The sequence below is a fragment of the Duganella callida genome (genome assembly GCF_004614165.1).
In the GTDB taxonomy this organism is placed as follows: Bacteria; Pseudomonadota; Gammaproteobacteria; order Burkholderiales; family Burkholderiaceae_D; genus Rugamonas; species Rugamonas callida.
The window spans coordinates 1-24,303 of the sequence record NZ_SPVG01000073.1; the positions used below are offsets into that span (position 1 = coordinate 1).

The following is a 24,303-nucleotide window of genomic DNA, read 5'->3' on the forward strand; positions in this document are numbered from 1 at the left end:
GGCCGGTGCGGATGCCGGCGGCGGTTCCCCGTCTGTGCCCGGCGGCGACGCCGTTGAAGTGGCGGTGCGCGCGGACGCGGTGATCCTGGCGCTGGGCGGCGGGAGTTGGGCGCGCCTGGGTTCGGACGGCGCGTGGATGCCGCTGCTGGCCGCGCGCGGTGTGGAGTTGGCGCCATTGGCGCCGTCCAATTGCGGCTTCGACGTCGCCTGGAGCGGACATTTCAGCAGTCGCCACGCCGGCGAACCGCTGATGACGGTGGCCGTGATCGCGCGCGATGCCGATGGCCGGGAGATGCGCAGGCAAGGCCAGTTTGTGGTCACCCAGGGTGGCGTCGAGGGCAGCCTGATTTACGCCTTGTCCGCCGCGCTGCGCGACCAGATCGCGGCCGAAGGCCATGCCACCATCTGGCTCGACCTGATGCCCGACTGGAGCGAACAGCGTGTGCTGGACGAGGTCTCGCGCCCGCGCGGCGCACGTTCCATGTCCAGCCATCTGCAGGGGCGCCTCGGTATCAAGGGTGTGAAAGCGGGGCTGCTGCGCGAGTGCCTGAGCAGGGACCAGTTTGCCGATGAGACGCAGCTGGCGGCCGGCATCAAGCGTCTGCCGGTGCGTCTGCTGCGTCCACGCCCCATCGATGAAGTGATCAGCACCGCCGGTGGTGTGCGCTGGGACGCGCTGCAAGGCAGCATGCTGAAAGCGCTGCCGGGCGTATTCGTGGCGGGAGAAATGGTCGACTGGGAGGCGCCGACCGGCGGCTATCTGCTGACGGCCTGCTTCGCCAGCGGCATCGCCGCCGCGCGCGACGCGCTGGCCTGGCGCGCGGGCCGCGCCTGATTATTCCCAGCTGACCTCACCGGAACCGGTGCGGCTGACGTTGCGCTGGTCCGGGTTGCCCAGCACGCGGATATCGCCGCTGCCGCGCAGGGTCAGATCGGCCGACTGCTTGGCGAAGACATGGCTGGTGCCCGATCCCTTCAGATTCACGGTCACCTTGTCCGCCGCCAGGTGGCGCGCATCGAGGTCGCCGGAACCGGTCAGTTCAGCTTCCAGCGTTTTGCAGCTGCCGGACGCCGACAACTGGCCCGAGCCCACCATCTCCAGTTCCACGTGCTCAGAGCTGCCCGCGTTCAGGGTCAGGTTGCCGCTGCCGTGGGCGCCGGCGCTCAGTTTGCGATAGCGGCCGCTGAAATTCACATTGCCCGAGCCGTGCAGCTGCAGTTCCAGGCGTTCGCCATTAAAGCCGCCGACCTTGGTGTCGCCACTGCTGCTGATCATCAGTTCTTCCAGCGACGGCAGCACCAGCTCCACCTGCAGGCGGTGGCGCGGATTGAGGATCATGCCCTTGGTGCCGATGTGCAGATCGCGGCCGTCCTGGATGGTTTCGATATTGGCCAGCGAGCGCTGTTCGCCGCGCACCTTGAGCGAGGCGGTTGGCCCTTGCATCAGGATCAGGTCGATCGGCCCGCTCAATTCCACCGACGTCGCCATGGCGTCCACCTTGCGCGTTTCGCTGCCCAGCGAGCGGCCGGCCACGCTGGTCGGGCTGCTGCTGCCGTAGGCCTTCAGCATGCTGTAGGTGACGCCGATCAGCGCGAACGCCAGCACCAGCAGTCCCACCCCGATTTTCATCAATGCCCGCATCTATCCACTCCGTTCTAGCGTCCGCGCAACAGCGAGACATTCATTGCCACATAGCGTTTCAGGCCGATCAGCGTGTAGCGCGTCGCCACGATGCTGATCAGGCACAGGCCGATGCCGCCCAGGATCAGCCCCATGCCGATCAGCGACTGCGTGGTGCGCGCGCCGTTGTCGAAATCGGTGGTGATATGCAGGTCGCCGGTGGCCACGGCCTCGGCGCGGTTCAGCAGACGGCCGCTGCGGCTCAGCTCCGGGGCGTCCGTCGCCGGTCCCGGCTGATCATCCTTGTTGACCTGGACGCCCATGCTGTTGATCGAAACGCGCCAGCCTTCGGCGTCCTCGTCGTCGGCCTCGGTGCCGAAGTGGGCGTTGGCGAATTCCATGGCGTGATGCAGCGGGCCTTCCAGCGCCAGTTCGTTCTGGCCCGACAGGCCGCTGGCGGTCAGCGCCACGCCGCCGATGTAAAAGGCGAAGGCCGAAATGTAGACCGCGCCCAGCAGGCAGGCGTACACCATGGCCGGGATCACCATGAACAGGTTGAAGATGGCCAGACCGATGAACGACACCAGCACGCGCGCCAGGTTGACCGGCGTCTTTTTCTGCTCGAAGGCGTTGAGGTGAGCGGTGGCGCGCAACGTCATGGCGATCTTGCGCGGCTCGTCCAGCTCCTGATACACCTCGGCCTCGCTCTTGCCGGCCACCAGGCCGTCGACGAAGCGCTGCTCATAGTAGGCCAGCGTCCTGGCCACCGTTTCCGGCGGCAGACCCTGCATGGCCTGCTTGAGCGCGTCGAGGTATTGCTGCTTGGTCATGATCTTCAGTCCCCAATCTTTCTTCAGTGAAACGACGTCGGCAGGGGGAGGCCGCTCGCCGTGGTGTTGGCCATCGCCATCACGCTGTCCGCCTGCAGCGCGGGATGCACGATCGCTGCGGTCGCGGCCGCCACGAAGGCCAGCAGCACGAGCGTTTTCAGGGTGAGGGAGTGTTTCATTTCCATTCCAATATGTCCTTTTTCCGATGTTGCAACTGTACGCAAGCGGACGCCGGGACGCTATCGGTGTGTGACAGGCTGCAAAAAACGCGGAACAGGCGACTGAAAAGGGCTACTGGACGGTGCTCCTCTTCAACAGGCTGGCAGCGGTCACGCCACTGCGCACCGCCGATTCCAGCGTGGCGGGGTAGTCGCCGGCCGTGTAGTCGCCGGCCAGGACCAGACCGGGCAGGCCGGTGTCGTTGCCCGGACGGACCAGGTCCGGGACGCAGGCATAGGTGGCGCGTTTCTCGGTGATGACCTTGAACCAGCGCGGCCGGCCGAAATCGGGATTCTGGAACACCACCGCCAATTGCACCGCCACCGCCTCGGCCAGCAATTCCTGCGGCTGGGCGGCCACCGGGCCGGAGGCGCTGATCACCACCGCCAGCAGGCCCGCCTGGCGGTCGTCCAGCTGGCCGCGGTCGAACACGAACTGGCCGTACTGATGGTTGTCCGGATCGTCGACCAGGGCGTAAAACGGCAGCGCCAGGCGCATGGCCGCGTCGTATTGCAGGTAGACGGTGGTGATGGCTTCCGGCGCGAACGCGGTCAGGCCGGCGCACACGGCGGCGGTGTCGCGGTCCGGGATGTCGTGCAGCAGCGTGGCGGCCTGGCTGGAACCAGTGGCGACGACCACGCCGCCGAAATACGTGCTCCAGGTGCCGCCCACCGCGCTGCCGCTGATATCGAGCTGCCATACGCGGCCTTCGATGTTGCGGATGGCCTGGACCTTGGCGCCGCTGCGCACCGCGCCGCCACGGGATTCGACATACGCCGCCGCGGCCTGCGGGAGCAGCGCGCTGAGATCGGTGCGCGGCAGCAGCATGTCCGATGCGCGGCGGCGCGCGCCCAGGCTGTCGCGCAGCACGTTGAGGAAGATGCGGGCCGAGGCGCGCTCCGGCGGCGTATTCAATGCGGCCAGGCACAGCGGACGCCACATCAGCTTGATCAGACGCGGGGTCTGGTCGAAGCGCGCCAGCAGTTCGCTGACGCTGCAATCGTGCTGCAGCTGCCAGCCCATCCAGCGCGCCGTGGTGGAAAAGCGTGCCAGACTCAGCTTGTCTTCGGGCAGCAATCCCTGAGCGCGGATCAGCGCCACCGCGAGATGCAGCGGGGCCGGCAACGGCAGTTCCGGGGCGCGAAAATCCATGCCGCCGGTGTTGGGCGGGTAGCGCATCTGCAGCGGCAGCGTGAGCAGGGCCTGGTCCGGATCGATGCCGGTCAGCCGCAGCAGACGCAAAGTTTCGCTGTAAGCGCCGAGCATGATGTGCTGGCCGTTATCGAGATGCTTGCTGCGGTCGGTTTCGACGCGCCGGGCGCGGCCGCCCAGCGTGCGCGCGGCTTCCAGCAGCGTGACCTTGTAACCGGCACGCGCCAGTTCGACCGCCGCCGCGCAACCGGCCCAGCCGGCGCCGATCACGGCAATGTTGCGCGCCGCCTGGCCGGCGTCGCCCTGGCCGCGCTTGTCGGCGGGCGCCCGCTCAGCCACGGACGTAGGTCTTCCACGCCAGCCACAGCTTGCGGATGGGTGTCAGCGAGATGCGGTGCTGCAGCACGTGGTAGCCGTCGGCCTCCACTTCGGTCAGCAGGGTACGGTAGATGGCCGACATCATGAGGCCGGGACGCTGGGCGCGCCGGTCTTCCCTGGGCAGCAGCGCGAATGCTTCGTCGTACACGGTTTGCGCGCGGGCGATCTGGAACGCCATCAGCTTTTCGAACTTGTCGGTGTGCTTGGCGTTGAGGATCTCGGCGGCGGTGACGTTGAACTGCTGCAGCTCGTTGATCGGCAGGTAGATGCGGCCCTTGCGCGCATCTTCGCCGACGTCGCGGATGATGTTGGTCAGCTGGAACGCCAACCCCAGCTTTTCGGCGAACTGCAGGGTCTGCGGATTGGTCACGCCAAAGATGCTGGCCGACAGGATGCCGACCACGCTGGCCACGTGCCAGCAGTATTTGTTGAGCGCGGCGTAATCGAGGTAACGGGTCTGGTTAAGGTCCATTTCCATGCCGTCGATAATGGCCTGCAGGTGTTCTTCCTTGAGGTCGTAGACCTGCAGGTGCGGCGCCAGCGCCTGGGTGACGGGATGGGTCTGCCCGCCGGCGTACATGGCCGAAATCTCCTTGCGCCACCAGGCCAGCTTGATGCGGGCGATGGATTCGTCGGTGCACTCGTCGACGGTGTCATCGACCTCGCGGCAGAAGGCGTACAGGGCGGTGATGGCGCGACGACGTTCCGGCGGCAGGAACAAAAAGCTGTAGTAAAAACTGGAGCCGCTCTGGGCGGTCTTTTGCTGGCAGTAGTCGTCGGGAGACATGAATAAAAAGCAAGGGACTATTCGAAGTCGCTATTCTAGCGGATCGCGCAATAATGTCGGTTCATTATTTGGGTAACCCGTTCGATGTGATGCCAGCCGGGAAGTTTTTAGATACAATATGTTACCTTCAACGGAGTCGCCCCACGTATGTACCCGCAGATCGTCACCGCCTTGTTATTCGTCCCCGTGCTGTGCGGATGTGAGGGCTCGTCGGCGGAAGATGCGGCGCCGATGCGCTCCGCAACCTATTACACCCAGCACTTGCAGGAAGCCCAGCAGGTGGCCAGCCGCTGCCGCGCGATGGACGAGCAGAAACTGCACCAGCTTAACTCCGCCGATTACCAGGAATGGCAGTTTTCCAACGAAGGCATCAATTGCCAGACGGCGATCTCGGTGACCGAGGCGGCGTCGGTGCGCGAACTGGTGCTCAAGCAGAGCAAGCCGGTGCAGGCCGCGCCCAAGGTGGTACCGCCGCCATCGTCCTCGGTGCCGGCGCCGGCCATGCGCACGCGCAATGAGCCGCGTTACAACCCGGCGCTTACGCTCGCCCCGGTTTAAGCAAGCCCCTCATCCGTTTTTTCATGCGCACGGCCGCCCACAGGATGGCCCACCAGTCGCGCCTGGCCAGCTTGGGCCGGTGCAGAAACACATCGTATTCCACTTTTTCGATCGCATCGAGGATGCGCAGGCCGCCTTGCACCACCAGGCGCAACTCGAAGCCGATGCGGCCGGGCAGGCGCAGCGCCAGCGGTGCGCCGCTCAGCATCAGGTCGCGGGCGCGGTCCACCTCGAAGCGCATCAGCGAACGCCAGCGCGCGCGGGCGCTCGGGTGCTCCAGCGCCGCCGGTGATATCGCGTAACGGTTCAAGTCTTCGAGCGGAATGTAAATGCGCTCCTTGTGCAGATCGATCGCCACGTCCTGCAGGAAATTGATGATCTGTAGTGCGCTGCAGATGGCGTCCGAGTCGCGCACATTGTCTTCATCGGCGGCGCCGTACAGGTGCAGCATCATGTAGCCGACCGGGTTGGCCGAGCGGGCACAGTAATCGAGCAGCGCTTCGTAGCTGGCATAGCGGCTGACCGTCACATCCTGCTTGAAGGCGGACAGCAGATCGTACAGCGGCCGCAGCGGCATTTCATATTCCCGCACCACCTGCGCCAGACGCTCGAACATGGGGGCGTGATCGGTCGCGCCCTGGCCGATGCGGTCCAGCGCCGCTTCATAAGCGGTCAGCGCCGTCAGGCGTTGTTCCGGCGTGGCGTCGCCTTCATCGGCCAGATCGTCGGCGCTGCGGGCGAATGCATAGATCGCTTCCACCGCGGGACGTAAGCGTTTTGGTAATAAAATCGATGCGACAGGGAAGTTTTCGTAGTGGTCTACCGGCATAAATTGCTGCGTCAAAATTTAAATGACGCCAAAGTCATTTTTCGTCTTATAATTAATTAACGGAAAGTCATTAATTTCCAACCTGTAATGGTAGTGCCATCCTGACTACAGGGCAAGACTAAAGGATAAGACCGTGGCTGCCTCTCCAAAAATCTCCGTGATTGCGAGCTTGCTGCTTGCCGCCGCACTGGCCGGCTGTTCCAGACCGGCCGAAAAGACCGAAGACATCCGGCCTGTGCGGGTCATCAAACTGGTCGGCAGCGATGTCGATGTCAATGCCGAGTTCTCCGGCGAGGTGCGGGCGCGGGTCGAGTCGCGCCTGGGCTTTCGCGTCGGCGGCAAGATCATCAGCCGCAAGGTGGATGTCGGCACGCTGGTTAGGAAGGGGCAGGTTCTGATGCAGCTGGATCCGCAGGATTTGCAGCTGTCGCAGGCCCAGGCGCTGGCCAATCTGCGCGCAGCCGAGACCAACCGCGACCTGGCCAAGGCCGAGCTGGCGCGCTATCAGGAGCTGCGCTCCAAAAGCTTCGTCAGCCAGACGGTGCTCGATTCCAAGGAATCGACCTATAAGGCGGCGCAGGCCACTGTCGATGCCCAGCAGGCGATGTACCGCGGCCAGTCCAATCAGGCCGCCTATTCCGCGCTGTTGTCCGACACTGACGGGGTGGTGACCTCGGTCGATGCGGAAATTGGCCAGGTGGTGTCGCCGGGCACGCCGGTGGTGCGCGTGGCCAAGTCCGGCGAGAAGGAGATCGTGATCGGCATCCCGGAAGACAAGGTGGATACCTTGCGCCAGGTGCCCGACGTGCAGGTGCGCTTGTGGGCCGATCCCGATCACAGCGTGGCCGGCAGGATCCGCGAGATTTCGCCGGTGGCCGATCCGTCCACCCGCACCTATACGTTCAAGGTGGCGATTCCCGATTCGCTGGCGGAGGCCAAGCTGGGCATGACGGCGGTGGTGCAGTTCGCGTCGCGCACGGCGACGCCGCAGATCAAGGTGCCGCTGACGGCGCTGTTCTATGAGAAATCCGCCAGCTCGGTGTGGGTGGTGGAGAACGGCGTGGTGCGGCTGGTGCCGGTCACTATCGGCGGCGTGGCCGGCAACGACATCATCCTGGCCGGTGGCGTCCAGGCCGGGCAGACGGTGGTGACGGCCGGCGTCAATCTGCTGAAGCCCGGACAGAAGGTGACCATCCTCGGCGACGACCTGGGCATGGCGCCGGCAGCCGGGGCGCAAAAATGAAGGAGGGATTCAACCTCTCGCGCTGGGCGCTCGAACACATCCCGCTGACCCGCTACCTGATCGCGGTGCTGCTGCTGGGCGGCATACTCAGCTACGTCAACCTCGGTCAGGACGAAGATCCGCCGTTCACCTTCCGCATCATGGTGGTGAGCGCGCGCTGGCCCGGCGCCACCGCGTTGCAGATGGCCGAGCAGGTCACCGACAAGATCGAGAAAAAGCTGCAGGAAACCCCGGGTATCGACGAGATTTCGAGCTATTCCAAGCCGGGCGAGACGGTGATCATGCTCAAGTTGCGCGAATCGGTGCCGCCCAAAAGCGTGGCCGATTCCTGGTATCAGGTGCGCAAAAAGGTCGGCGACATCCGCGGCACGCTGCCGGCCGGCGTGTTGGGGCCGGCCTTCAACGACGAGTTCGGCGATACCTACGGCTCCATCTTTGCGCTGTCGGGCGATGGCTTCACTTACGCCGAGATGAAGGATTATGCCGATTTCGTGCGCCAGCAATTGTTGTCGGTACCGGCGGTGTCCAAGGTCGAGCTGCTCGGCGTGCAGGACGAAAAGATCAACATCGAGTTCTCGCACCAGAAGTTCGCCCAGCTCGGGATTCCGATCGAGACCATCGTCAACCAGATCGCCACCCAGAACAATGTGGAATCGACCGGCGTGCTGGTGACGCCGACCGACAATCTGCAAGTGCGCGTGACCGGCGCGCTGAAGACCGTGAAGGATCTGGAAGAACTGGAACTGCGCGCCAACGGCACCACCTTCCGCCTCGGCGACTTCGCCACCATCAAGCGCGGCTACGAAGATCCGCCGGTCACCAAGATGCGCTTCAACGGCAGGGAAGTCATCGGCCTGGGCGTGTCGATGGAAAAGGGCGGCAACATCATCGAGTTGGGCAAGCACATGGAAAAGACCGTGGCCCGGCTCAAGGCCAAGCTGCCGGTGGGGATAGAACTGCATCGGGTGGCCAATCAGCCGGAGGAGGTGACGGCATCGGTCGGTGAATTCGTGCATACGCTGATCGAGGCGGTTCTGATCGTATTGGCGGTCAGCTTCGTTTCGCTGGGGCTGCATGGCAAGCCGCTGCGGCTGGATGTGCGCCCGGGGCTGGTGGTGGCGCTCAGCATCCCGCTGGTGCTGTCGGTGACCTTCCTGTTCATGCGCATGCTGGACGTGGACCTGCACAAGATTTCGCTGGGTGCGCTGATCATCGCGCTGGGCCTGCTGGTGGATGACGCCATCATCGCGGTGGAAATGATGGTGCGCAAGATGGAGGAGGGCATGTCGCGCTTCGACGCCGCCACCTTCGCCTACACCTCGACCGCGATGCCGATGCTGACCGGCACGCTGATCACGGTGACCGGCTTCCTGCCGATCGGCATGGCCAAGTCGGCGGCGGGGGAATACACCTTCTCGCTGTTCTCGGTGAACGCGCTGGCGCTGGTGATTTCGTGGGTGGTGGCGGTGACGTTCACGCCCTATCTCGGTTATGTGCTGCTGAAAGTGCAGCCGCATGCCGCCGGCCACAGTGAGCATGAACTGTTCGACACGCCCGGTTTCCGCAAGTTCCGCGCGCTGGTCGACTGGTGCGTCGAGTTCCGCAAGACCACCATCGTCGCCACGCTGTTGATCTTCGCGGCCGGGGTGTACGGGTTCAACTTTATCGAAAAGCAGTTTTTCCCGGATTCCAGCCGGCCCGAATTGATGGTGGAGCTATGGTCGCCGGAAGGCACGACGTATGCCGCCAACGAGGCGCAGGTGAAGAAATTCGAAGCCTTCATCAGCAAACAGCCGGGCGTGCTGAGCGTGACCAGCTATGTCGGCACCGGCTCGCCGCGTTTCTACCTGCCGCTGGATCAGATTTTCCCGCAGACCAACGTGTCGCAGGTGGTCGTGCTGCCCAGGGACCTGAAGGCGCGTGGCGAGTTGCGGCAGAAGATCGTGGATGTCTTCAAGCGCGATTTCCCCGAGGTGCGCGGGAGGGTCAAGCTGCTGCCGAACGGTCCGCCGGTGCCGTATCCGGTGCAGTTCCGTGTCAGCGGCATCGAGGTGGCCAAGGTGCGCGCGGTGGCCGACCAGGTCAAGGACGTCATGCGCGCCAATCCGAACACGCGCGGCGTCAACGACAACTGGAATGAATCGGTCAAGGTGCTGCGGCTGGATCTGGACCAGGACAAGATGCGAGCGCTCGGCGTGACCTCGCAGACCGTGATGCGGGCGGCGAACACCATTTTGTCCGGCACCGTGATCGGCCAGTTCCGCGAGGGGATACGGCTGATCGACATCCAGCTGCGCCAGCCGCTGGAGGAGCGCGCCACCATCTCGGTGCTGAACGATACCAATATTCCCACCGCCAGCGGCAAGTCGGTGCCGATCAGCCAGATCGCCCGCGCGCATTTCGTCTGGGAGCCGGGCGTGGTCTGGCGCGAAGGGCGCGACTGGGCGATCACGGTGCAGTCGGACGTGGCCGACGATATCCAGGGACCGACCGTGTCGAGCCAGGTCGATGCGCAACTGGGCACGCTGCGCGCGGCGCTGCCGGCCGGCTATGCGATCACGGTCAAGGGCACGGCCTCGGACAGCGGCGAGGCGGAGGCGTCGATCGCCGTCAACCTGCCGGTGGCGATCTTCATCATCCTGACGCTGTTGATGCTGCAGTTGCACAGCTTCTCGCGCGCGCTGCTGGTGTTCCTGACCGGCCCGCTGGGCGTGGCCGGCGCGGCGATGGCCTTGCTGCTGTTCGGCCGGCCGCTGGGCTTCGTGGCCAACCTGGGCATCATCGCGCTGTTCGGCATGATCATCCGTAACTCGGTGATCCTGGTCGACCAGATCGAGCAGGACATCCGGGCCGGTCACGATCCATGGACCGCCATCGTCGAATCGGCGGTGCGGCGCTGCCGCCCGATCATCCTGACCGCCGCGGCGGCGGCGCTGGCCATGATTCCCTTGTCGCGTTCGGTGTTCTGGGGACCGATGGCGGTGGCCATCATGGGCGGCCTGATCCTCGCCACCGCACTGACTCTATTATTCCTGCCGGCCCTGTATGCGGCCTGGTTCCGGGTGAAAAAGCCCATTAAATAAGCAAAAAAGCAGAAAAATAGGGGGAATGTTGGCTACATACTAAAAAAGGTCACATTTCGCCGAAAAACCCGCTAAAATACCGCGCTGAAGTTGAAAGCTCCTGCGTAAAAGAGCGGGAATAGGGCGACCGTTTTCACTTACGAGTCGCCCTTTGCTTTTATGCGAACATGCCGCGAGGATGGCGAAATTGGTAGACGCACCAGGTTTAGGTCCTGACGCCAGCAATGGTGTGGGGGTTCGAGTCCCCCTCCTCGCACCAACTGTACTATTATTTTTTTGGACGAATTTTACATGGCAACTGCAGTCGAAACCTTGGGCAAACTCGAACGTCGTATCACGATCTCCTTCCCGCTGACCGAAGTCCGCACTGAAGTAGAGAAGCGCCTGAAAGTGCAAGCCAAAACGGCTAAGGCACCAGGCTTCCGTCCGGGCAAAGTTCCTCTGAAAATGGTCGCAGCGCAGTACGGTTATCAGATCGAGACCGAAGTGCTGAATGATAAAGTTGGCCGCGCTTTCAACGACGCCGCAAATGAAAACCAGCTGCGCGTGGCTGGTTTCCCGAACATCGAGCCGAAGGCCGAATCGCCAGAAGGCGTGCTGACCTTCGACGCCACCTTCGAAGTCTATCCGGAAGTTGAGATCGGCGACCTGACCAAGGTCGAGATCGAAACCGTGAAGGCCGAAGTGTCGGAAGCCGAAATCGACAAGACCATCGACATCCTGCGCAAACAGCGCGTGCATTTCCACACCAAGGGCGAAGCCGGCGAACACGGCGACGGCGGTGAAGCCGTGGCCGCCAACGGCGACCGCGTGACCGTGGACTTCGTCGGTTCGATCGACGGCGTGGAATTCCCGGGCGGTAAAGCGGAAGACTACGCTTTCGTGCTGGGCGAGGGCCGCATGCTGCCGGAATTCGAAGCCGCCACCGTCGGCCTGAAAGTCGGCGAATCCAAGACCTTCCCGCTGGCCTTCCCCGAGGACTACCATGGCAAGGACGTGGCCGGCAAGACCGCCTCGTTCACCATCACCCTGAAAAAGCTGGAATGGGCGCACCTGCCGGAAGTCGACGCTGAATTCGCCAAGTCGCTGGGCGTGGCCGATGGCGACATCGCCAAGATGCGCGAAGACATCAAGGTCAACCTGGAACGCGAAGTCAACGGCCGCATCAAGGCGCGCAACAAGGAAGCCGTGATGGACGCGCTGGTGGCCAACGCCACCCTGGACATCCCGAAGGCGCTGATCGCCCAGGACACCGAGCGTCTGGCCGAAATGACCCGCCAGGACATGGCCCAGCGCGGCATGAACGTCAAGGACGTGCCATTCCCGCCAGAACTGTTCGCCGAGAAGGCCGAGCGCCGCGTGCGCCTGGGCCTGATCCTGTCGCAACTGGTGGGCGAGAACAAGCTGCAAGCCCAGCCTGAGCAAGTCAAGGCCCAGATCGAAGACTTCGCCCAAAGCTACGAAGACCCGCGCGAAGTGCTGAAGTACTACTACAGCGACCGTCGTCGTCTGGCTGAAGTTGAAGCTCTTGTATTGGAAGAAAACGTCGTTAACTATGTCCTGGGCCTGTCGAAGACTTCGTCCAAGGTTATCGCCTTCGACGAACTGATGGGAAGCAACGCTCAGGCGTAATTCAGTTTGGGCCGGATGATGTATTATTAATACTCCGGCCTACAAGCTGCTTCACAAGGAAATAGAATGACTGGTATGAACCGTAATCCGGCACTGGACACCGAAATGCTCGGTCTGGTGCCGATGGTGGTGGAACAAAGCGGCCGCGGCGAGCGCTCCTACGATATCTACTCGCGCCTGCTGAAGGAACGCATTATCTTCATGGTCGGCCCGGTCAACGACCAGATGGCCAACCTGGTGGTGGCGCAGCTGCTGTTCCTGGAAAGCGAAAATCCGGACAAGGACATCTCGCTGTACATCAACTCGCCCGGCGGTTCGGTCTCGGCCGGCCTGGCGATCTACGACACGATGCAGTTCATCAAGCCGGACGTTTCGACGCTGTGCACCGGCCTGGCGGCGTCGATGGGCGCCTTCCTGCTGGCGGCCGGCGCCAAGGGCAAGCGCTTCTCGCTGCCGAACTCGCGCATCATGATTCACCAGCCGTCGGGCGGTTCGCAGGGCATGGCCTCGGATATCGAAATCCAGGCCAAGGAAATCCTGTACCTGCGCCATCGTCTGAACTCGATCATGGCGGAACGCACCGGCCAGTCGATCGAACAGATCGCCAAAGACACCGATCGCGACCGCTTCATGTCGGCCGAAGAGGCGGTAGAGTATGGCCTGATCGACAAGATGTTGGTCAACCGGGCTTGATGCTTCCCTCGCAGCGTAGCTAGAACAACGCCCGGGCGATTAATCGTCTGGGCGTTTCGTTTTTATTTCGGGTAGCATGTGGTTGTGGACGGGTTTTTTCTCGTCTTCAAAACTTGCCCATTCTGTAACCAAAGAATATTGCCCCATGTCAGACAAAAAATCCTCCAGCGGCGAAAAACTCCTTTACTGCTCGTTCTGCGGCAAAAGCCAGCACGAAGTGAAGAAGCTGATCGCCGGCCCGTCCGTCTTCATCTGCGACGAATGTATTGACCTGTGCAATGACATCATCCGCGACGAGACGTCGGCCATCGAGTCGGTGACGGGCGCCAAATCGGATCTGCCCACCCCGCAGGAAATCAAGGACCTGCTGGACCAGTATGTGATCGGCCAGCAGACGGCCAAGCGCATCCTGTCGGTGGCGGTGTACAACCATTACAAGCGCCTCAAGCACCTGGGCAAGAAGGACGACGTCGAACTGGCCAAGTCCAACATCCTGCTGGTCGGCCCTACCGGCTCCGGCAAAACCCTGCTGGCGCAGACCCTGGCGCGCATGCTCAACGTGCCGTTCGTGATCGCCGACGCCACCACCCTGACCGAAGCCGGCTACGTCGGCGAGGACGTCGAGAACATCATCCAGAAGCTGTTGCAGAGCTGCAACTATGATGTGGAAAAGGCGCAACGCGGCATCGTCTATATCGACGAGATCGACAAGATCTCGCGCAAGTCCGACAACCCGTCGATCACGCGCGACGTCTCGGGCGAGGGCGTGCAGCAGGCGCTGCTGAAACTGATCGAGGGCACCATGGCCTCGGTGCCGCCGCAGGGTGGCCGCAAGCACCCGAACCAGGACTTCGTGCAGATCGACACCACCAACATCATGTTCATCTGTGGCGGCGCGTTCGACGGCCTGGCCAAGGTGATCGAAAACCGTTCGGAAAAATCCGGCATCGGTTTCGGCGCCTCGGTCAAGAGCAAGTCCGAGCGCAACGTCAGCGATGTGCTGATGGAGGCGGAGCCGGAAGACCTGATCAAGTTCGGCCTGATCCCGGAACTGGTGGGCCGTCTGCCGGTCGTGGCCACGCTGGCCGAGTTGACCGAGGAAGCCCTGATCCAGATCCTGGTCGAGCCGAAGAACGCGCTGGTCAAGCAATACGCCAAGCTGCTGGACATGGAAGGCGCCGAGCTGGAAATCCGTCCGGCCGCGCTGCACGCGATCGCCAAGAAGGCACTGGCGCGCAAGACCGGCGCGCGCGGCCTGCGTTCGATCCTCGAACACGCGCTGCTGGACACCATGTATGACCTGCCGAATGAAACCAATGTTACCAAGGTGGTGATCGATGAAAATACCATCACCAGTGGCGCGAAACCTTTGTTGATTTATCAGGAGCAGGCAAAAGCTTCTGGTGAGAATTAAATAACTTGTGCACACTTGCCCCGTGGATATGCGAAATTCGTTTCGCATCTGTGGGCCGAGGCGGTACAATCGGAATCAATAAAAGAAGCAGGCTTCATTCGGAAAGCCACTCGTGACAGCCCGTCGCGCGTGGCTTTTTTATTTGCTGTCTTTTAGAGCACGACTAACTTTGGAAAACGTTCTTTTATTTAAGGAATTATTTCTTGCAGGTCGGTCTTGTGATTTGGCAAAACAGCGCCCACATCATAATCACGCTTACAAATAAGGTTACGCCATGACTACTTCCAAATTAACTGAGCAAACTCAGCTGCCGTTATTGCCACTGCGGGATGTCGTCGTCTTTCCGCATATGGTGATACCGCTGTTCGTAGGGCGCCCGAAATCAATCAAGGCACTGGAAGCCGCTATGGAGCAGGGCAAGAGCATCATGCTTGCCGCACAAAAAGCCGCTGCCAAGGACGAACCTTCCGCCTCCGACATCTACGAGATCGGCTGCGTGGCCAATATCCTGCAAATGCTGAAGCTGCCGGACGGCACCGTCAAGGTGCTGGTCGAAGGCGCCCAGCGTGCACGCATCAACCGTATTACCGACACGCCGACGCACTTCACGGCCGATCTGACGCCGCTCGACTCCGAGCTGGGCGACGATTCGGAAATCGAAGCCATGCGCCGCGCCATCGTTCAGCAGTTCGACCAGTACGTCAAGCTGAACAAAAAGATTCCGCCGGAGATCCTGGCCTCGCTGTCGGGCATCGACGACGCCGGCCGCCTGGCCGATACCGTGGCCGCCCATCTGCCGCTCAAGCTCGAGCAGAAACAAGTGATCCTGGAGATCTTCAGCGTCGCCAAGCGCCTCGAGCATCTGCTCGGCCAGCTGGAAGGCGAGCTCGACATCCTGCAAGTCGAAAAACGCATCCGCGGCCGCGTCAAGCGCCAGATGGAAAAGTCGCAGCGCGAGTACTACCTGAACGAGCAGGTCAAGGCCATCCAGAAAGAGCTGGGCGAGGGCGAGGACGGCGCCGACCTGGACGAGCTGGAGAAGAAGGTCGCGCTGGCCAAGATGCCGAAAGAGGCGTTGGACAAGGCCACCGCCGAGTTGAAAAAGCTGAAGCTGATGTCGCCGATGTCGGCCGAAGCCACCGTGGTGCGCAATTACATCGACACCCTGGTCAGCCTGCCATGGAAGAAAAAGTCCAAGGTCAACAACGACCTGTCCAACGCCGAGAAGGTGCTGGAAGGCGATCACTATGGTCTGGAGAAGGTCAAGGAACGCATCCTGGAGTACCTCGCGGTGCAACAGCGCGTCGACAAGTTGAAAGCGCCGATCCTGTGCTTCGTCGGCCCTCCGGGCGTGGGTAAAACCTCGCTGGGGCAGTCGATCGCCCGCGCCACCAACCGCAAGTTCGTGCGCATGGCGCTCGGCGGCGTGCGTGACGAGGCCGAGATCCGCGGTCACCGCCGTACCTACATCGGCTCGATGCCGGGCAAGGTGCTGCAGTCGCTGGCGAAAGTCGGTGTGCGCAACCCGCTGTTCCTGCTGGACGAGATCGACAAGATGGGCGCGGACTTCCGCGGCGATCCATCGTCGGCGCTGCTGGAGGTACTGGATCCTGAACAGAACCACACCTTCTCCGATCACTACATCGAGGTCGATTTCGACCTGTCCGATGTGATGTTCGTGGCGACCTCGAACTCGTTCAACATCCCGCCGGCGCTGCTGGACCGGATGGAAGTGATCCGCCTGTCGGGTTATACCGAGGATGAAAAGACCAGCATCGCCCAGCGCTATCTGCTGCCGAAACAGATCAAGAACAATGGTCTGAAGGAGGACGAGATCGCCGTCAGCGAAGCCACCATCCGCGACATCGTGCGTTACTACACGCGTGAAGCCGGCGTACGTTCGCTGGAACGCGAAGTGTCGAAGATCTGCCGCAAGGTGGTGAAGATGCTGCTGCTGAAGAAGTCGGAGAAGAAGGTCACGGTCACGCCGAAAAACCTGGACAAGTTCCTGGGCGTGCGCCGCTACGACTTCGGCGTGGCCGAGAAGGAAAACCAGATCGGCCAGGTGGTTGGCCTGGCATGGACCGAGGTGGGCGGCGATCTGCTGACCATCGAAGCGGTGACCATGACCGGCAAGGGCAACGTCATCCGCACCGGTACGCTGGGCGATGTGATGAAGGAATCGATCGAGGCCGCACGCACCGTGGTGCGCAGCCGCGCCAACCGCCTGGGCATCAAGCCCGAGCAGTTCGAGAAGTCCGACATCCATATCCACGTACCGGAAGGCGCGACGCCGAAAGACGGTCCGTCGGCCGGCATCGCGATGACCACCGCCATGGTGTCGGTATTTACCGGCATTCCGGTGCGCGCCGACGTGGCCATGACCGGCGAGATCACGCTGCGCGGCGAAGTGCTGCCGATCGGCGGCCTGAAGGAAAAACTGCTGGCGGCACAGCGCGGCGGCATCAAGACCGTGCTGATTCCCGAGCAGAACGTCAAGGATCTGGCCGACATTCCGGACAATGTCAAAAACAAGCTGGAGATCGTGCCGGTGCGTTGGATCGACAAAGTGCTGGAAATCGCCCTGGAACGCCAGCCTGAACCGCTGGTGGAAACCGCCCCGGTGGAAGCCGTGGCGGCCGCGGCGACCAAGGCGGACGGTCAGTCGGACGTGGTAAAACACTAATTAAATAAGCAGTGCATTGCGAAACAGGCGCCTTTATGGCGCCTGTTTTGTTATTTTTACTTATTTTTCTATAGTGCAGCCTTGACACGACGACGGCCGGGCTTGTTTAATACGGCCTGCATTTTTTTGGTTCCTGTATTCAACAGGAACGCTGATTTAACCTTAGTGACGGGGAATTGCTTTGAATAAGACTGAATTGATCGACCATATCGCCACCACCGCTGATATTTCGAAAGCGGCTGCCGCGCGCGCGCTGGACGCAGTGATCGACGGCGTGACCACCAGCCTGAAAAACAACGACAGCGTGACCCTGGTCGGCTTTGGCACCTTCTCCGTGAGCGAACGCGCCGAGCGCACCGGCCGTAACCCGCGCACCAAAGAAGAAATCGTTATCGAGGCAGCGAAAGTTCCTAAATTTAAAGCTGGTAAAGCTTTGAAAGATGCTGTAAACTAACGGACTTCGGTGAGCGGCACAGGCAATAAAGGCTGTTCACCAAACCGGCAAACGGGCGGTTAGCTCAGTTGGTAGAGCGGAGCCCTTACAAGGCTTAGGTCGGGAGTTCGAGCCTCTCACCGCCCACCAAAGAAACAACGTTTGCCAAACGGTAAGTTTAGTAGTAAAATGCAGCACCTCAATATTCAGCTGGAGCGGTAGTTCAGTTGGTTAGAATACCGGCCTGTCACGCCGGGGGTCGCGGGTTCGAGCCCCGTCCGCTCCGCCAACGAGATATTGAGAGAAGTAGGACCTACCAGGAGCGGTAGTTCAGTTGGTTAGAATACCGGCCTGTCACGCCGGGGGTCGCGGGTTCGAGCCCCGTCCGCTCCGCCAAGAACAAGATACCCCGCAGCTTTTATGAGCTGCGGGGTTTTTCTTTTTCCGCGCCGGTTATTTATTTATCGGTGTTAGCGCATGGGCGATCAATTAAACCGTGACCCAGCTATCAAACTGACAATCGGATGCTTGCTAAGCCACCGGTGCGCCTGTAGAATCGTGCGATACTGATTTTTTCGGCATATTCCGGCTTCACTGTGTTGTGTAAGTCATTGAGTTTTAAAGAGAATTGGCGAACGCGAGTTCGCCTTTTTTGTATGTGGAAGTCTTAACCAACCGAGACCATGTTTGAATTTATTCGTACCCATCAACGCTTGATGCAAATCTTTTTGGCCATCATCATCGTGCCATCGTTTGCGTTTGTCGGTATCGGCAGCTACAAGAGCTTCGGTGACGATGCCGGCACCATCGCCAAGATCGACGGCAAACCGCTGACCCAGCTCGAATTCGATAACGCCGTGCGCACCCAGCTGGATAACTACCGCCAGCAGATGGGCGCCCAGTTCGACCAGAAAATGTTCGACACGCCCGAGTTCAAGCAGAAAGTGCTGGACCAGCTGATCGCCCAGCGCGCCATCGCCGCGGAAGTCATCCACAACAACCTGACCGTCACCGATGCCCAGCTGCAGAAGGCCATCATGGACCTGTTCGGCGGCCCGGCCAACTTCGACATGGAGCGCTACAAGGCGATTCTGGCCGCGCAAGGTCTGCGTCCGGTCGACAACGACGCCCGCATGCGCCGCGACCTGGCCCTGCAGCAGCTGGCCGGCGCCGTCGAAGGCACCGGTTTCGCGCCACGTACCGTCACCGGCAATCTGTCGAACATCGTGGCGCAGGAACGCGAGGTGCAGGAACTGCTGCTGCCGGCGCCGGAATTCGTGCCGCAGGTGAAGCTGACCGATGACATGGTCAAGGCTTACTATGACAAGAACGCCAAGCAGTTCGAGGTGCCGGAACAGGCCAGGATCGAATACGTGGTGTTCAACCAGGACGCCGTCGCCAGCCAGATCAACGTCACCGACGCCGAGGTGGCCGACTACTACGCCAAGAACCAGCAGGCGTTCACCACGCCGGAAACCCGCCGCGCCAGCCACATCCTGATCACCGTCAAGAAAGGCGCCAGCGCGGCCGATACCGCCGCCGCCAAGGCCAAGGCGGAAGCCATCATGGCCGAGCTGCGCAAGAATCCGGCCGACTTCGCCAAGGTCGCCAAGGCCAAGTCGGAAGACCCGGGTTCGGCCGAGCAGGGCGGCGATCTGGGCGTGATCGAAAAAGGCGTGCTGGTGGCGCCGGTCGAAAGCGCGATCGCCAAGCTGAAGCAGGGTGAGATCAGCGATGTGGTGCAGTCCGAATTCGGCTTCCACGTGTTGACCGTGACCGAGCTGAAGCCAGCCGTGGTCAAGCCGCTGGACACCGTCAAGGGCGACGTCGCCGCCGATCTGAAGAAGCAGAAGGCCGCCAAGAAGTATTCGGAAATGGCTGAAACCTTCACCAACACCGTCTACGAGCAGGCCGACAGCCTGAAACCGGTAGCCGACAAGCTGGGCCTGAAGATCGAGACCGCCGCCGGCGTGTCGCGCACGCCGGCGCCGGGCGCCACCGCACCGTACAACAACGCCAAGTTCCTGAGCGCGCTGTTCTCGAACGAATCGATCGCCAACAAGCGCAATACCGAAGCGGTCGAGACCGCGCCGAGCACGCTGGTGGCGGGCCGCATCGTCGAATTCAAACCGGCCGCCAAGCGTCCGCTGGCCGAAGTCGACGCGCAGATCCGCCAGCGCCTGACGATCGAGGAAGCCGGCAAGCTGGCCGCCAAGGCTGGCGAAGAAAAACTGGCCGCGTTCAGGAAATCGGGCGATGCCACCGGCTTCGGCGCCGCCAAGCTGGTGTCGCGCCAGAATCCGCAGGGCGTGAACGGCCTGGCCATGCAAGCCATCATGAAGGCGGACGCCGCCAAGCTGCCGGCCTACGTCGGCGTCGAGCTGCCCGGCGTGGGCTACGGTTTGTACCGCATCGCCAAGGTGCAGCAGCCGGAGAAGCAGGACGAAGCCCAGCGCAAGGCCGAGGCCGAGCAGATCGGCAACATCGTTGCCCAGCAGGAGATGGCACAGTACATCGAGCTGCTGAAGCAAAAGGCCAAGGTGAAAGTCCTGAAGCCGATCAGCAATGTGACCGTGACCGAAGTGAAGTAACCGAGGGCCATAGGCTCCATCAAGAAAGGCCGCTGAGACAGCGGCCTTTTTTATTGTGCCGTCGCGATCAGGTGGCGCGCGGCGGCGGCGAAGCTGGCGTTGTCGATGTCGGGCAAATCCAGGGGCAGCGCGGCGTCGTACTTGACGAAGTTGCGGTCGATCGAGCGCAGATAGGCCGGGTCGTAGTGGCGCAGCAGCAGTTCTTCCACCAGTTGCGGCATGGCGCCGTTGGCGGACATGGCCTGCCAGCGCGCGATCTGCTCGCGGCCGTGCAGCTGGGTCAGGTGCTCGAGCTGGCCGTTCAGCGCGGCCGGACTGTCGACGAAATGCTCGTAATCCTCCATCAGCAGGCGCACGCGGTTGGGCACGGACAGCCCCAGCGCGATGCAGTCCGCGGCGCGCATGCTGTCCATCAGCGCGGCCGGCACGCGCAGATTGCCGACCTTCTTGCTCTCCGATTCCACGAACACCGGACGGGCCGGATCGAAGCGGCGCAGCGCGTCCCAGACCATGGTCTCGAACGCTTTCTGGCTGGGCTGGGGTTGGCTGGGCAGATGGCCCAGCACCGACCCGCGATGCGCCGCCAGCTGTTCCAGGTCCAGCACCTGCGCGCCTTGCGCGGCGAGCACTTCCAGCAGCCGGCTCTTGCCGCTGCCGGTGGTGCCGCAAATGACTTTAAAGCGCAGCTGCGGCGCCCGTTCGAGGTCGGCGTTGACCTGTTGGCGGAAGGCCTTGTAGCCGCCTTCCAGCTGCACCACCGGCCAGCCGATCCTGGCCAGGATATGCGCCATCGAACCGCTGCGGTTGCCGCCGCGCCAGCAGTAGACCAGCGGCCGCCATTCGCGCGGCTGTTCCAGCCACAATGTTTCAATATGCCGCGCGATGTTTTTCGCCACCAGCGCGGCACCCACCTTTTTTGCTTCGAACGACCCGTCCTGTTTGTACATGGTGCCGACGCGGATACGTTGCTCATCATCCAGCACCGGCGCGTTGATGGCGCCGGGCAGATGGTCGAGCGCAAATTCGCCCGGACTGCGGGCGTCGATGATGGCGTCGAAGGAGTCGAGTTGCGATAGCACCTGCTCGATGCCGAGAACTTCCGGATATTTCATTTTGCCTTGATGGTTTTTTGCAGCGTGGGCCAGATATTGGCCAGGATGGTTGGATGGGCTTCCGCCAGCGGATGCAGGCGGTCCGGCTGGAACAGCTGCGGCTTGTCGGCCACGCCCTCCAGCATGAAGGGCACCAGCGGCGCCTTGACGTCCTTGCTGACGGCACCGTACATGGCGTACAGCTTGTCGGCGTAATCGCGGCCGTAGTTGGGCGGGATGCGGATGCCGATCAGCATCACCCTGGCGTCGGCCTTGACCGCAGTGTCGGCGATGGCGCGCAGATTGGCCTGGGCCGCAGCCACGGGCAGGCCGCGCAAGCCATCGTTGGCGCCGAGCTCGACCACCACCACGTCCGGTTTGTACTTGTTCAGCAGGGCCGGCAGACGCGAGCGGCCGCCGCTGGTGGTCTCGCCGCTGACGCTGGCGTTGACCAGCACCGCATCGATGTTATTCTGTCTGAGTTTTTGCTCGGCCAGCGCGACCCAGCCGGTGCCGCGCGCCAGGCCGTATTCGGCCGACAGGCTATCCCCGAGCACAAGCACGGTTTTTGGTGCAGAATAGGCGCTCGCCGCTGCCGCCAGCAGGAGCAGGGCGGCCACTGCTTGACCAGACAGTTTTCCAGATAAACGATATAACAGATTAAGCATGCCAGATTTCCCTAACGCGTCTTCCCATTTCGTGCCGGACGGTCCGGCTTTGGCGCCGTCGCCGGCGGCGGCCATGGCGGCCGGCGCCACGCCGGCCATCGTCGTCAGCGGCCTGGCCAAGCGGGTTGCCGATGCCAGCGGCGAACTGACGATTTTGCACGAGGTGGATTTTACCGTGCAAAAGGCAGAGACGCTGGCGATTGTTGGCGCATCGGGCTCAGGCAAATCGACCCTGCTGGGGCTGCTGGCCGGTCTGGACACCCCGAGCGCCGGCAAAGTCGTGCTCGATGGCGTAGACATTTATGCACTGGACGAAGACGGCCGCGCCGCGTTGCGCAAGGAAAAGCTGGGCTTCGTGTTCCAGTCCTTCCAGCTGCTGGCGCACCTGACGGCGCTGGAAAATGTCATGTTGCCGCTGGAACTGTCGGGCGCCTTCCACGCCCGCGAGCGCGCCGAAGAAATGCTCAAGCGGGTCGGCCTGGGTAGCCGGCTGAAGCACTATCCGAAATATCTGTCGGGCGGCGAGCAGCAGCGGGTGGCGCTGGCGCGCGCCTTCGTGACCGAGCCGCCGCTGCTGTTCGCCGACGAACCGACGGGCAGCCTGGACGCCGCCACCGGCGAATCCGTGATCAAACTCATGTTCGAGCTCAACCGCCAACATGGTTCCACCCTGGTGCTGGTCACCCACGACCAGGCCATGGCCGCGCGCTGCGGCCGCACCATCACCATCGCCGCCGGCCGCCTGGTCTAGATCCGGGGTCAGTTCTGCCAATCGCACACGGCCTCAGCTGTAGCGTCCGCTACAGCTGAGGCCGTGTGCGATTGGCAGAACTGACCCCGGATTAACGTGCGTGGTGCTGGACCATGCGGTTGAGGGCGGTGCGGATGGCGGGGATGAGCTCGGCCGCGGTGAGGCCGATCGGGCCGCGGCCCTCGGCCACCAGCACGTCGGCCGCCATGCCGTGCAGCCAGACGGCCGCCAGCGCCGCTTCCCACCGCGGCCAGCCCTGCGCCAGCAGCGCGCCGCACAGGCCGGACAGGACGTCGCCGGTGCCGGCCGTGGCCAGCGCGGGATTGCCGGTGGTGTTGATGACGATGTTGCCGTCCGGCGCGGCAATCACGGTGCCGGAGCCTTTCAGCACGACGATGGCGTTCAGCCGCGCCGCCAGCGTGCGCGCGGCCGCCAGACGGTCGGACTGCACGCCCTTGATGTCGCTGCCCAGCAGGCGCGCGGCTTCCAGCGGATGCGGGGTCAGCACGGTGGCGGCGGTGCGCGCGGCCAGCGCGGTCTGCAATGACGGTTCGGCCGCCAGCAGGTTCAGGGCGTCGGCGTCGGCCAGCAGCATGCTGCCGCTGGCGATGGCGCTGCCCAGCAGTTCCCGCGCGGCGGCGCCGTCGCCGAGCCCGGGGCCGATGACGAGCGTGGCCTGGTCGAGCTCGTAGTCGCCGGCGAGACGGCACATCAGTTCGGGCTGGCACGGGTCGCACGGCAGCGGCTGGTCTGGAAACAGCACGTAGACGCGGCCGGCGCCGCCGTGCAGCGCCGCGCGCGCCGCCAGGATCGGGGCGCCGGTCATGCCGGGGGCGCCGCCGATCACGGCGACGTTGCCGTAGCTGCCCTTGTGGCTGTTGTGCCGGCGCGCGCGCAGGTGCCGCGCGAAGAATTTGACGTCGTTCAGGTGCAGCGCCGTGGGGCCGTAATGGCCGGCGGCGATGTCCAGCCGGGCGACGTCGACCAGGCCGGCGTAATCGCGACCGTCGCAGGTGTGCAGGCCAGGCTTGTCGCCGATGAAGGTGACGGTGTGGCTGGCGCGAATGGCGACGCCATCGGCACCGACCACGCAACCGCTGTCCGCGTCGAGGCCGCTCGGCACGTCGAGCGCCAGCACGCTGCAGCGCAGCTGGTTGACGGCGTTCACCAGCGCCGCCACCGCGCCGCTGATGGGGCGCTTGAGGCCGATGCCGAACAAGCCGTCGATCACCAGATTCCATTCGGTGCCGCCGAGGCTGATGTCGTCGATCGCGCGGAAGCGGACCTCGCTGCCGCGCGCGCGCTGTAACGCGGCCTCCCGCTCGGCCGAGGCAACGCCGCCCGGCGCCAGGTGGACCAGCGTGACCTGGGCGCCGGTGTACGACAGGTGGGCCGCCGCTTCCAGCGCATCGCCACCGTTGTCGCCGGGGCCGGCCAGCACCAGCACTTTGGCGTGGTTGGTGGAGAAGGGCAGCAGGTCGAGCGCGGCGTTGGCGGCGGCCTGGCCGGCGCGCTGCATCAGCGCCCCCGCCGGCAGCGCGGCCTTGGCGGCGGTGTCGACGGCGCGGATGTCGGCGACGGTGTAGAGTGGATTCATCGTGCCATTTTATCATCTATATTTCTGCGCGGGCGGCTGGTGCGGGG

General features: G+C 63.0%; 20 protein-coding genes and 4 tRNA genes. 15 read left to right on the forward strand and 9 right to left on the reverse strand.

Features of this window, described 5'->3' with window-relative positions:
- On the forward strand, positions 1-835 hold an 835-nt coding region (locus tag E4L98_RS07540), incomplete at its 5' end, for a TIGR03862 family flavoprotein (protein WP_135200952.1).
- Here the strand turns inward: E4L98_RS07540 and E4L98_RS07545 are convergent.
- The 5 genes from E4L98_RS07545 to hpnD all read right to left on the reverse strand — a co-directional run bounded on the left by E4L98_RS07545 (position 836) and on the right by hpnD (position 4,987).
- Complete coding sequence (locus E4L98_RS07545) at positions 836-1,642, reverse strand: head GIN domain-containing protein (RefSeq protein WP_135200953.1); 807 nt, start codon at positions 1,640-1,642, stop codon at positions 836-838. It lies immediately after the preceding gene.
- 14 nt (positions 1,643-1,656) lie between these two features.
- Positions 1,657-2,451 carry a DUF1700 domain-containing protein gene (locus E4L98_RS07550; RefSeq protein ID WP_135200954.1) on the reverse strand — a complete coding sequence of 265 codons (795 nt, stop codon included), beginning with the start codon at positions 2,449-2,451 and terminating at the stop codon, positions 1,657-1,659.
- A 23-nt stretch (positions 2,452-2,474) separates the two neighbouring features.
- Positions 2,475-2,630, reverse strand: coding sequence for a hypothetical protein (locus E4L98_RS29960; RefSeq protein WP_167761295.1), 156 nt, complete (start codon positions 2,628-2,630; stop codon positions 2,475-2,477).
- Between the two features lie 112 nt (positions 2,631-2,742).
- Entirely contained in the window at positions 2,743-4,161 is a 1,419-nt protein-coding gene (gene hpnE / locus E4L98_RS07555; protein ID WP_135200955.1) for a hydroxysqualene dehydroxylase HpnE, read from the reverse strand.
- Positions 4,154-4,987 (reverse strand): presqualene diphosphate synthase HpnD, encoded by an 834-nt coding sequence (gene hpnD / locus E4L98_RS07560; protein ID WP_135200956.1) that lies wholly within the window; start codon positions 4,985-4,987, stop codon positions 4,154-4,156. The genes hpnE and hpnD overlap by 8 nt, the downstream gene beginning before the upstream one ends.
- Positions 4,988-5,134: 147 nt before the next feature.
- Here hpnD and E4L98_RS07565 point away from each other — a divergent pair, with 147 nt between their 5' ends.
- Positions 5,135-5,545: a hypothetical protein gene (locus tag E4L98_RS07565; protein WP_135200957.1), complete on the forward strand. Its 411-nt coding sequence runs from the start codon at positions 5,135-5,137 to the stop codon at positions 5,543-5,545.
- Here E4L98_RS07565 and hpnC read toward each other — a convergent pair.
- Complete coding sequence (hpnC, locus tag E4L98_RS07570) at positions 5,526-6,374, reverse strand: squalene synthase HpnC (RefSeq protein ID WP_135200958.1); 849 nt, start codon at positions 6,372-6,374, stop codon at positions 5,526-5,528. The two genes, E4L98_RS07565 and hpnC, sit on opposite strands and share 20 nt — an antisense overlap.
- 133 nt (positions 6,375-6,507) lie before the next feature.
- Here hpnC and E4L98_RS07575 point away from each other — a divergent pair, with 133 nt between their 5' ends.
- The 12 genes from E4L98_RS07575 (at position 6,508) to E4L98_RS07630 (ending at position 20,149) form a co-directional block, all read left to right on the forward strand.
- Positions 6,508-7,617 carry an efflux RND transporter periplasmic adaptor subunit gene (locus tag E4L98_RS07575; RefSeq protein ID WP_135200959.1) on the forward strand — a complete coding sequence of 370 codons (1,110 nt, stop codon included), beginning with the start codon at positions 6,508-6,510 and terminating at the stop codon, positions 7,615-7,617.
- On the forward strand, positions 7,614-10,700 hold the full coding sequence (locus E4L98_RS07580) for an efflux RND transporter permease subunit (protein ID WP_135200960.1): 3,087 nt from the start codon (positions 7,614-7,616) through the stop codon (positions 10,698-10,700). The genes E4L98_RS07575 and E4L98_RS07580 overlap by 4 nt, the downstream gene beginning before the upstream one ends.
- Positions 10,701-10,872: 172 nt before the next feature.
- Positions 10,873-10,959, forward strand: a tRNA-Leu gene (locus E4L98_RS07585).
- Positions 10,960-10,991: 32 nt separating this feature from the next.
- Positions 10,992-12,332 (forward strand): trigger factor, encoded by a 1,341-nt coding sequence (gene tig / locus E4L98_RS07590; protein ID WP_135200961.1) that lies wholly within the window; start codon positions 10,992-10,994, stop codon positions 12,330-12,332.
- Positions 12,333-12,407: 75 nt separating this feature from the next.
- Positions 12,408-13,025 (forward strand): ATP-dependent Clp endopeptidase proteolytic subunit ClpP, encoded by a 618-nt coding sequence (gene clpP, locus E4L98_RS07595; protein ID WP_371857202.1) that lies wholly within the window; start codon positions 12,408-12,410, stop codon positions 13,023-13,025.
- Between the two features lie 145 nt (positions 13,026-13,170).
- The gene (gene clpX / locus E4L98_RS07600) at positions 13,171-14,439 is read left to right on the forward strand and encodes an ATP-dependent Clp protease ATP-binding subunit ClpX (protein WP_135200963.1); all 1,269 of its coding nucleotides are present in this window, start codon (positions 13,171-13,173) and stop codon (positions 14,437-14,439) included.
- Positions 14,440-14,713: 274 nt separating this feature from the next.
- Positions 14,714-17,125 carry an endopeptidase La gene (gene lon, locus E4L98_RS07605; protein WP_135200964.1) on the forward strand — a complete coding sequence of 804 codons (2,412 nt, stop codon included), beginning with the start codon at positions 14,714-14,716 and terminating at the stop codon, positions 17,123-17,125.
- A 181-nt stretch (positions 17,126-17,306) separates the two neighbouring features.
- Positions 17,307-17,579, forward strand: coding sequence for a non-specific DNA-binding protein Hbs (gene hbs, locus E4L98_RS07610; protein ID WP_135200965.1), 273 nt, complete (start codon positions 17,307-17,309; stop codon positions 17,577-17,579).
- 53 nt (positions 17,580-17,632) lie between these two features.
- Positions 17,633-17,708 (forward strand) — tRNA-Val (locus tag E4L98_RS07615).
- A gap of 62 nt (positions 17,709-17,770) precedes the next feature.
- Positions 17,771-17,847 (forward strand) — tRNA-Asp (locus E4L98_RS07620).
- Between the two features lie 30 nt (positions 17,848-17,877).
- Positions 17,878-17,954: transfer RNA gene (locus E4L98_RS07625), tRNA-Asp, on the forward strand.
- A 287-nt stretch (positions 17,955-18,241) separates the two neighbouring features.
- Positions 18,242-20,149 carry a SurA N-terminal domain-containing protein gene (locus tag E4L98_RS07630; RefSeq protein WP_135200966.1) on the forward strand — a complete coding sequence of 636 codons (1,908 nt, stop codon included), beginning with the start codon at positions 18,242-18,244 and terminating at the stop codon, positions 20,147-20,149.
- Positions 20,150-20,199: 50 nt separating this feature from the next.
- On the opposite strand, the gene mnmH is transcribed toward E4L98_RS07630, so the two are convergent.
- Together mnmH and E4L98_RS07640 are read right to left on the reverse strand one after the other, a co-directional pair.
- Complete coding sequence (gene mnmH, locus E4L98_RS07635; RefSeq protein WP_135200967.1) at positions 20,200-21,261, reverse strand: tRNA 2-selenouridine(34) synthase MnmH; 1,062 nt, start codon at positions 21,259-21,261, stop codon at positions 20,200-20,202.
- On the reverse strand, positions 21,258-21,908 hold the full coding sequence (locus E4L98_RS07640; protein ID WP_135200968.1) for an arylesterase: 651 nt from the start codon (positions 21,906-21,908) through the stop codon (positions 21,258-21,260). The genes mnmH and E4L98_RS07640 overlap by 4 nt, the downstream gene beginning before the upstream one ends.
- A 73-nt stretch (positions 21,909-21,981) precedes the next feature.
- Here E4L98_RS07640 and E4L98_RS07645 point away from each other — a divergent pair, with 73 nt between their 5' ends.
- Entirely contained in the window at positions 21,982-22,659 is a 678-nt protein-coding gene (locus E4L98_RS07645) for an ABC transporter ATP-binding protein (protein WP_205746682.1), read from the forward strand.
- A 91-nt stretch (positions 22,660-22,750) separates the two neighbouring features.
- Here the strand turns inward: E4L98_RS07645 and E4L98_RS07650 are convergent, their stop codons facing one another.
- Positions 22,751-24,256: an NAD(P)H-hydrate dehydratase gene (locus tag E4L98_RS07650; protein ID WP_135200969.1), complete on the reverse strand. Its 1,506-nt coding sequence runs from the start codon at positions 24,254-24,256 to the stop codon at positions 22,751-22,753.
- Positions 24,257-24,303 lie beyond the last annotated feature (47 nt).